Genomic DNA, 9,637 nt, shown 5'->3' with positions numbered 1-9,637 from the left:
ACTCCCCACTCCCCACTCCCCAATCTATAGGCTTATTTCAAGGCAACTTTAACGTTTCTTGCCACCGAGACTTCCTTGCTTGTTGGTTCAACAGCAACTGGAGTGGGAGTGGTTGAACTGCTTAACCACAGCGCCACAGCAGGAGTCACACCAAGGAATAAGCCGAGTAACACAGGGATAGAGAACCCAGCGGCCAAGCTTAGTCCGGCGGCGAAGGCAAAGTTAGTTAAATAAACGACTAAGGGTAGATTAAGTTGCGATCGCTCTAATTTAATCGAAGCGTTTCTCCACAACAATCCTGCCACACTCATAAACAGGGCGCTAGTGCCAAACCAACCTGCATAGTTCTGGTAAGGTGTGCCAAAGAAAGCTCCTGGGTGTTCCCAATACCAAAAAGGCAGAGAAGTTTGACTCATCGCTGGCTCAAGGGCAAAATCCCAGCAAGTGAAGAGTAAAGCACCAACGGCTATAGCCGCAATATGGCGTCCCCAACTAGGTTTTTCAGCTACTTTCAAACCAGTTATAGCAATTAAGTAAGACGATAGCCCAACATAAAACCAAGATAAAGGAATTGTGAAAGGAACTAGCCCCCCAATCTTATAACCCAAGCCACTCAAGTAGCTATAATCACCAAATGGAAAACCTGTGCTGGTTCCTAGTAGTTCACTTCCCAAAGAGATAAACATAGCCGGCAGCATAAATGCTAGCCAAGTTCCCAATCCCAACGTCCGGTAGGCATAAATAGAGACAGCTATTGTCCCCAAGATGATATCAACTACACCGCCACCTGCCATACTTAACTGTATGGCAGTTTCTCCAACCTGCGATAAGTTTAAAATTATTTCGGCATTAGGTACGACCAGTAGCATCCCTACCAGTCCAAAGGCTTTTGACACGATATGACCAATGAGGCATACGCGTTCAGCAATAACAAGTTGTCTCATGATAATTCCTTAACAAGATGTGACACGCGGCGACTCGGCTGCTAACAGTTTACAAATGTTTAACAACATATTTAACTACTTTGTGCCGCAATTCTCTACAAACTTGTTTGGCTTTCTTGGGAAGAGCATAACAGCCTATTGATTGAAGCTATAAGAAATATGATTATAGATTTACTAGTTTAAGCTATATAGTCAAAATCTACATAATTTCATCTGCAAAAACTTCTGGTTTATTGTCCCACTGATACCCGTATGATGAAGAACTCCTTCCGATACAAAGATCTCGTTGAGGCAGGACAACCACCATAAATTAAGCAAGCCCTACAGTAAGTGTGAAGATTGACACATTTATCCCCAAAAATCACGCCAGGGGCTACTAAGTATACCGTAATCTAGAGGTTGTTGATAAACAGCTTCTAACTTAATGACTAACAGACGCCAATTTTTGAAAGGGGTGGCAGGGCTTTCTGGCTTATCTTTAGCTAGTTGTGGCTGGAGGCTAGCTGAAGTACGTGCTAATTCTAATACTACTGGTCAACGTGACCAACTTTATATCTTTACCTGGACACAATATACTGACAACCAATTATTGAAAACCTTTAGCACCCAAATCGGCATGAAAGTGCTAGCGGATGTCTATGATTCCAATGATGTGATGCTGGCTAAATTGCAAGCTGGAGGCGGCGGCACTTACAGCATCATCTACCCATCCGATTATATGGTGCAGAAGATGGTAAAGAAAGGTTTGTTAACAGAAATAGATCGCGATCGCTTAATCGGTTTAGAGAATTTATTCCCCCGGTTTCAAAATCCTAGCTATGACCCTCATAACCGATATAGCATTCCTTTTAACTGGGGGACAACAGGTTTACTTTACAATTCTGAAAAAATCAAAGATGCACCACAAGACTGGGATTACCTTTGGCAAAACCAAAAGCAACTTAATCAGCAGATGACCTTGCTCAATGATGTTCGAGAAGTGATGGGTGCGACGTTACGGATGCTAGGTTACTCTTACAACTCAAAAAATGAACAAGAAATCAAACAAGCTTATGAAAAGTTGAAGGTGCTAAAACCGGCGATCGCACGTTTTGACACAGACGCTTGGCAAAATCAAATTCTGGCAGGAGATTTACTATTGGCAATGTGCTATTCAGCAGATGCAGTGAGAATCTCTCAAGAAAACCCTAAACTCAAATATGTAATTCCTCGCAGTGGTTCTTCATTATGGACAGACACTATTGTAATTCCTAAAACAGCCCCCAACCCGGCTGGAGCCTATGCTTGGATTAACATGATTTTGCAACCAGAATTAGCAGCCCAAATCAGTCAACGTCTGAATATTTCTACGCCTAATAGTGCTGGATTTGAGGAATTGCCAAAAACAATCCAAAATAACTCTAATTTATTTCCCTCAGAGTCACTTTTAGCAAATTGTGAACGTGTTACTCCTGTAGGAGAATTTGAAGAGGTTTACGATCGCTATTGGACACAATTAACTAGCGGCTAAAATAGTTAGGAGTTAGGAGAGACGCGATTAATCGCGTCTGTACAGGAGTTAGGAGCGATTAATCGCGTCTGTACAGGAGTTAGGAGTTATAAGTGGTGAATTTTCAAAAAAGTGATATTTCCAATATAGAAGAATTGCATCGCCCACGAGCGAATTGGCTGCAACCTTTGGTATTACTTGCACCATCTGGAATTTGGTTACTACTTTTGTTGGTGCTGCCAACTTTGATAATTTTCGAGTTAAGTTTAGTTGCAGACATCCGACCAGGAGATTTGGTCAATCCCAACGGATTCAAAAACTACATCCGTATATTTGACCCCCTTTATGTGCAAGTAATTGGGCGATCGCTATTTTTTGCGTTTGGCACTACAATAATTTGTTTAATTTTGGGCTTCCCCGTCGCCTATTGGATTGCTCAGATAGCGCCGCAGCGTTGGCGAAATTTGCTGCTATTAGCTTTTGTCTTACCTTTGTGGACTTCCTCGTTACTTCGTTCTTATGCTTGGATTACAATTCTTCGTCCTACTGGTTTATTGAACAGTTTACTCAGCAATTTAGGCTTGCCTACTTTAGAATTACTTAACCAGAGTCAAGCTGTATTTATTGGCATGAGTTACAGCTTGTTACCTTATATGGTTTTGATTTTATATGCTTCTCTCGAAAAGCTAGACAAGCGGTTGCTAGAAGCGGCGGCTGATTTAGGTGCAAATCCGGTGGAAACTTTTTGGCAAGTAACTGTACCGCAAATTTTTCCTGGAATTGCGGCTGCTTCTATGCTTGTATTCATCACAGGCTTGGGGGATTTTGTCGATCCAGAATTACTTGGTGGTGCTTCTAGTATGACGGCGGCGCGGTTAGTTTATAACCAGTTTCTGGGAGCAACCCAAAATTGGGGATTTGGTTCAGCTTTAAGTATGACGTTAATTTTGCTTGTTAGTATTGCGATCGCACTTTTAATTAAGTTTGGCGAGACTGCACCCAAACGCTAAACTTTCTGTCACTCATTTATAATAAGGGCATCAAACGCCAGCGAGACAACGGTTATGCTCTCACCTGATCTCAAAAATGCGTTACCAACTACTGATGAACTTCCCTGTTCAGACGATACGCCAGTGGATAACGAAGACCAAAACTTTTTGCCCAACATTTTACTCTTCTTACTCAACTCCATTTGGGCAAATCGTATGGATTGGTACTTCGGGGTAGATATGGGAGTATATCACACCACAGGAGTAAATCCCAGAGTACCTGTAGTGCCAGATGCTTTTTTAAGTGTGGGAGTAGAACGGAAAAAGGGTGGCAAATCACGCAAAAGTTACGCGGTTTGGGAAGAAAATGGTGTAGTTCCAATATTCACATTAGAAATGGTATCCCACACCCCCGGAGGTGAATACGACGAGAAGCTAGATATATACAAAAAACTCGGTGTATTGTACTACGTAATTTATAACCCTGAATTTTGGCGACGCGACCAACATCAACCCTTTGAAGTGTATAAGTTGATAGATGAAAACTACCAACTACAAATAGGTGAACCCTATTTGATGCCAGAGGTGGGGTTAGGTATTGGGCGACACCAAGCTGTAATTGCCGGGATACAACAGGAATTTTTATCTTGGTATGATCAGCAAGGAAATCGCTATTTGACAGATGCAGAACAGGCACAACAACACCGACAAAAGGCCGAACAAGAACGACAAAGGGCTGAACAATTAGCGCAGTATTTACGTTCTCTAGGTGTAGATCCAAATAATATACCTAGTAATTAAGGCGATCGCATTTCCCAAAGAATTAATGATTTGCCGCCATAAGTAAATGATTTAAATCATCTGCATTACTGTTAATTAAACTCTTAATCGTAGAAATAAACTCATGCTCTAAATAAGGCTTGGTCAAGTAAGCCTTTGCACCCAATTCTAGGGCAAGCTGACGATGTTTTTCAGCACTGCGAGATGTAAGAATCACTACAGGTATTTTTGCTAAACTTTGGTGCTGACAAAAATTGCTTAACAACTCAAAACCATTCATTCGTGGCATCTCTAAATCAGAGACGACAACTTGAATTTCAGGATGTAACTGCAACTTTTCTAGAGCTTCTACACCATTTTGGGCTTGTATTACTTGATAGCCAGATTTTTGTAGAGTGAGAGAGAGAGTTTGGCGCAGACTAATTGCGTCATCTACTACTAAAACAACTTTTGGTGATTTATTATCTGGTTCTTGAGAATAACTAGGTTGGGTTTCTATAGTTGTTGTGGAAGTAGATGCAGCAAGTAATGGTGTAGATGAAAAAGTATGTCCTGACATCGGCAAGGCTTTTTTAATTGAGGAAGAAGCTATCGGTAGCGCCATAATATCAAGTATTGTTTGTTGGTCGCTAGACTTTACCAGTAACGAAGCATCAATCACTAAGATGAGATTACCATTGGCTAAACTACTACAACCATAAATATATTTTGGCGGTGCGATCGCATTTCCTAAAGGTCTGATTACCAATTCTTGTTCACCAATTATTTGGTCAACTTCTAAAGCAACCTTTGCCCGATTTCGTCGTAGCAAAAGCACCGGATTTTTTGCTATGCTTGGATCGTGATTACTTGATGTGTTGTATAAAGTATCATTACTAAAGCATGAATCATTATAATTAATCAACTTTGAAAGTTGACGGAGGCTGACCATAGTCTCATCATCGTCTGTATTCCAATGTAAGACTTTTTTACCTTCAATTTCTTTAATCTGCTGCTCAGAGGGAATCAATATTTTTTCGATACTGTCCAAAATAAGGGCATATACAACACCTTTGGCTTGAACTAGCATTAATTTTTCGGTAGTCATAGAAAAAGGAATTTTAAGTATGAATATTGTTCCTTGGTTGGGTAAGGATTGAACTGAAATTGAACCATTAAGTGCGTTCATCTGAGTCCGCACGATATCTAATCCCATACCACGCCCAGAGATTTCACTTACTTTACCAGCAGTAGAAAATCCAGGTGCAAATATCATATCTAAAAGTTCAGATTCAGCCAGATTAGAAGTATAAGTTCTAGTTTTTTCTTCAGATTGTATGGGATAAAATTCAGCAGCTTTTTTGCGAATTCTGTCTAAATTTAATCCCTGTCCATCATCCCGAACCTCAATAACAGTTTGGCTACCCTGATGATAGGCGCAGATTTCGATTAACCCTTGTTCTGGTTTACCAAGCTCTCGGCGAAGTTGCGGAGCTTCAATACCGTGGTCAAAAGCATTACGTACTAAATGTAACAAAGGATCGTACAGCTTTTCTGCGATCGCTTTATCAACTAGTATTTCAGTACCAGTAAGTTTCAATTCTACAAGTTTGGCATGAACATTCCCCAACTTATCTACCATGTGGGGGAAGCGATTCAGGATATTGCCTAATGGCAACATTCGTGCTTCTACTAAGCTATCTATAATATTGAGAGTTAAATTTTCTTGTTTGTCACTAATTTGGGCAGCTTGCGTCAGAAGCAAGTCAAGAGACTCTGTGGTTTCTTGTAGTTGCAGTGTCTCTTCTATTGCTTCATGCAATGTCATCTGAAAATCTGTATATACATCCATTTCTAAAGAGTCAAATTTCACTGCAAAATTTTGCGTTTGTTGTGAGGCAATATTTTGTATTTGTAATGGTAAATCACGTAATTCATTTAAAGTTGTTTGGTGTCTACTGAGTTGCTGGATTAATTGGTCAATTATTTCTTTGACTTGTTCATCTTGCAAACTATGCCGTTTTTGGCAAATTAACAATTCCCCAGTTAGATAATTGAGATGTTGCAGCCTCTCTGTATCTACTCGAATAAATGAAGGTTGGCGAAAGTTTTTAGTTTGAACATACTGTGATTTATCTTCTATTTCTTTGTTAATTTGTGTACCTAAATCAGGCATAAGTTCAATAGCTGTTGCAGGAACAGTTTTAATTCTCGGCTCATTGACAGTTAATAAATCAAGCTTTCCTGAATCATCATTTTTGGTTGTTACGACTTGCTCTGTAAGGTTTTCGCTAGCTTCTTCTCCCCATATTGCTTTTAGGAGGTTCTCAGTTGTTTGAGAAGATACATTAGGTATTTCTTTAAGAACTAAGAGTGTTTGTAACTTGGGACTCTCAAGCCAATTTTTCTCTTTACTAGTAACAGGAGGATAGTTTTTATATTCTTGTGCTAATGTATGAATTCGGTTTTTTAATATTTTAATGACTAAGATGTAGCTGTCAGATTTATTCACAGAATACTGAAACTTGGTGACAGCAAATAAAATGATTAAAATTATCCCATTTCGATAAATACAAAGGCTTTGACTATCTTCTTCATCTTGAACAAAATCAAGAATTTTTTTTAGCCAATTATCGATATAATAAAGTAAGCTTTCTTTTTCTAATCTGGGAACCATTAAATCAAAATTAAGCTCAGACTCTGGTATTTGTATCTCGTGATTAAACCAACCAAAAATGTAGCGAATTACTTTTAAATAAAACTTGGCAGTTGTTGGCTTTACTGATTCGTTTTTATTGTTATCAGATGTAGTGATAAATTGGTAAAATTGTTCTTCATTAATGCCAAATATGCTAGCAGATGAATTATTTTGTAATTCTCCAGATAACTCATTCTTTGCCACTGTCGTGAGTTTTCGCAAAGCTGGAGAAGTTTTTCCGCCAGATGTGCGATCGCCTTCTAATACCAATTTTTGTGCTTGTTGCAAATCTGCAAGGGCAATTTCTGCAATTTGCTGCACCTGAGTGGGGTTTACTTGCAGCGCTAACAGAATTATTTGAGAAATTTCTCCCAATCCAGGTAAATTTAGAGATTCTGCTAAACCGAGAAACACCTCAGCTTGAGAGTGTAAAAACTCGATAAATTCGTCATCACTTGGTGGATTGTTAACAGCTTCAGCAATACTGTTTAGACGTTGCTCTACTCCCACTTCAAAAACAGACTGGACAATATCAAATCCCAATTCTTCAGAAGTGGGAATATGAGTCTCAGCACCAAATGCATCACCCAGCTTTTCTTGCAACTGTGCAAACACTGAAGTCGTGCGATAAAGCAGTTCTTCATTATTAACAGTACTGCCGATTAATTCGGTATTTAATGCTATGCTAAGACACTCATAAGCTTGTAACAAAAGTGTTTGTAATTCGGCATCAACTACCACTTCTGGATTATATAGAGCCTTAAATACATCTTCTAAAAAATGGGCTATCATCTTAATTACTTCTAGCCCAACATTAGCAGCGCCACCTTTAAGTGTATGAGTAGCCCGCATTAAGTTATGAACTTTAGCAGTGCTATAACCTTCCGATAAGCTAAATAGTTCTTGTTCAATAATTTGTACTAATTCTGGGGCTTCAGCCAGAAAGTAGATGTATCCTTGTTCGCGGATTTCGTTATCTGTGATCATAAGTGGGGAGTGGGGAGTTGGGAGTTAGGAGTTAGGAGTTAGGAGTTAGGAGTTAGGAGTTGGGAGTTGGGAGTTGGGAGTTGGGAGTTGATCAACCAATTGATTTTTCAGTTGTCTTGACTATTGAACTCAAAATCCGAATGATTTCGTCTGCATAGATTAGTTCATTGGTTAAATCAATATTTACTAATTTGGACTGTTGTAGTAGGCGTAGCCAGTATTTGGTTTCCCTAGCTTCTTTGTATGCAATATACATTTTTGCCAAGAAATCCTTTCTACTCTGACCACCGCTAGCCTCTTCAACATTCGCGCCAATACTTGTCCCACTTCGTAGTAATTGCTTAGAAAGCACATATTCCCGTTGCTCTTGCAGTTTAATATATAGGTGAATAATTTCAAAAGCAAATTGAAAACTCTTCTGTTGAATAATACTCTCTGCCAATTACTCTTCTCCTATCTTCAACTCAAAATTTACAATTAATTAAGGTCAAAGCATTTTTAATTTTTCCAATAAACTAGTTATTTATCTAATTAATGCTTTGACCCAATAACTCATAATTCCTAACTTTTAATTCCTAACTCCTAACTCCACACTCCTAACTCACTACTTCACTTTAAACTTACTAGCAGTTGTTAATAAATCTTGCGCCATGCCTGATAAATCTTGGAACACAGTAGCAATTTCTTGAGACTCAGCAAAAGTCTTATTAGCAATTTCTGCTACATCTTGCATTGATTTTGTGACTGTTACAGATTGCGTCATTTGTTTTTGAGTCGCTGCGGTAATTCGCTCGATTAGCTGACTAATTTCGGCAGTTGCAGAAACGATCGCATTCAAGTTTTGGCGAGTATCATTGACAAGATTTGTGCCTTCTACTACCTGTTGAATACCAGTTTCCATCGCTACTGCTACTTCTCCGGTTTCTGCTTGAATCTCCTGGACTAATTTTTCTATTTCGATGGTTGCTGCTGCTGACTGGCGAGATAAAGAACGGACTTCATCAGCTACAACTGCAAAGCCTTTGCCATATTCACCTGCACGGGTGGCTTCAATGGCTGCATTCAAAGCCAGCACGTTTGTCTGTGTGGCAAAATTACCAATCAAATTCACCACTTTGGAGATTTTTTGCGAAGATTCACTGAGGCGTTTAATCTTCTTGCTGGTTTGAGCGACGGTTTCACGAATTCCTTGGATTGCTTTTACAGTTAAGTTCATTGCAGTATCGCCAGACTCTACAGTTTCATTGGCTTGTTGCACCGCTACTTGCACTAACTCAGCATTCGTCACCACAGCTTGAGTAGAGTCCACCATCTGCTGAATGTCACCTAAAGCTGCGGTAATTTCCTCGGATTGTTGTTGTGCTAGATTAGTCAGTCCTGCTAGTGAAGCCTCACTGTTACTGGAAGTTTGGGCAACTTGTTGAGCAGCCCCCTGTACCTGAAGAACTATTTGCCGCAGTGCTTGCAGGGTATTATTGTAAGCATCGGCGATCGTGCCTAGTTCGTCTTCTGTAATGGGTGCGCGTACTGTTAAGTCGCCGTTGAGGGCGGGTCTAAGGGCTGTTAGGAGTTGAATAGATCGTTGTTGTAGTAACTCCTTGGCTGCCTTTTCTCGTGCTGCTGCTTCTGCTAATTTGGCTGACTGCCCTTGTACTTGTTGCAAATATTCAGTCTGTTGTAATGTTAGTCCTAACTGGTTGCCAATGCGTGCTAACAAGGTGACTTCCGATTCTTCCCAATCACGAGTTCCAGAATTTTGATAAGCTGCCAG

Annotated in this window: 7 protein-coding genes; 3 read left to right on the top strand and 4 right to left on the bottom strand. The window is 39.8% G+C overall.

Features of this window, described 5'->3' with window-relative positions:
• Nucleotides 1–32: 32 nt before the first annotated feature.
• On the bottom strand, nt 33–944 hold the full coding sequence (gene cruF / locus ACFFAP_RS10225) for a gamma-carotene 1'-hydroxylase CruF (RefSeq protein WP_375511106.1): 912 nt from the start codon (nt 942–944) through the stop codon (nt 33–35).
• Between the two features lie 424 nt (nt 945–1,368).
• On the opposite strand from cruF, the gene ACFFAP_RS10220 reads away from it, so the two are divergent.
• The 3 genes from ACFFAP_RS10220 (at nt 1,369) to ACFFAP_RS10210 (ending at nt 4,223) form a co-directional block, all read left to right on the top strand.
• Nucleotides 1,369–2,454 carry a PotD/PotF family extracellular solute-binding protein gene (locus ACFFAP_RS10220; protein WP_375511105.1) on the top strand — a complete coding sequence of 362 codons (1,086 nt, stop codon included), beginning with the start codon at nt 1,369–1,371 and terminating at the stop codon, nt 2,452–2,454.
• A 95-nt stretch (nt 2,455–2,549) separates the two neighbouring features.
• Nucleotides 2,550–3,443, top strand: a complete 894-nt coding sequence (locus tag ACFFAP_RS10215; RefSeq protein ID WP_375511110.1) for an ABC transporter permease — start codon at nt 2,550–2,552, stop codon at nt 3,441–3,443.
• Between the two features lie 54 nt (nt 3,444–3,497).
• Entirely contained in the window at nt 3,498–4,223 is a 726-nt protein-coding gene (locus tag ACFFAP_RS10210; protein WP_375511104.1) for a Uma2 family endonuclease, read from the top strand.
• Nucleotides 4,224–4,245: 22 nt separating this feature from the next.
• Here ACFFAP_RS10210 and ACFFAP_RS10205 read toward each other — a convergent pair whose 3' ends face one another.
• The 3 genes from ACFFAP_RS10205 to ACFFAP_RS10195 form a co-directional block, all read right to left on the bottom strand.
• Complete coding sequence (locus ACFFAP_RS10205) at nt 4,246–7,866, bottom strand: response regulator (RefSeq protein ID WP_375511103.1); 3,621 nt, start codon at nt 7,864–7,866, stop codon at nt 4,246–4,248.
• Nucleotides 7,867–7,957: 91 nt separating this feature from the next.
• Nucleotides 7,958–8,308 (bottom strand): four helix bundle protein, encoded by a 351-nt coding sequence (locus tag ACFFAP_RS10200; protein ID WP_375511102.1) that lies wholly within the window; start codon nt 8,306–8,308, stop codon nt 7,958–7,960.
• A gap of 162 nt (nt 8,309–8,470) precedes the next feature.
• Nucleotides 8,471–9,637, bottom strand: a 1,167-nt coding sequence (locus ACFFAP_RS10195; RefSeq protein WP_375511101.1) for a methyl-accepting chemotaxis protein, incomplete at its 5' end; no start/stop codon positions are given.

This window comes from uncultured Nostoc sp. (assembly GCF_964245575.1).
Taxonomy (GTDB): domain Bacteria; phylum Cyanobacteriota; class Cyanobacteriia; order Cyanobacteriales; family Nostocaceae; genus Nostoc.
This window is presented reverse-complemented; position numbering and strand designations above follow the sequence as displayed.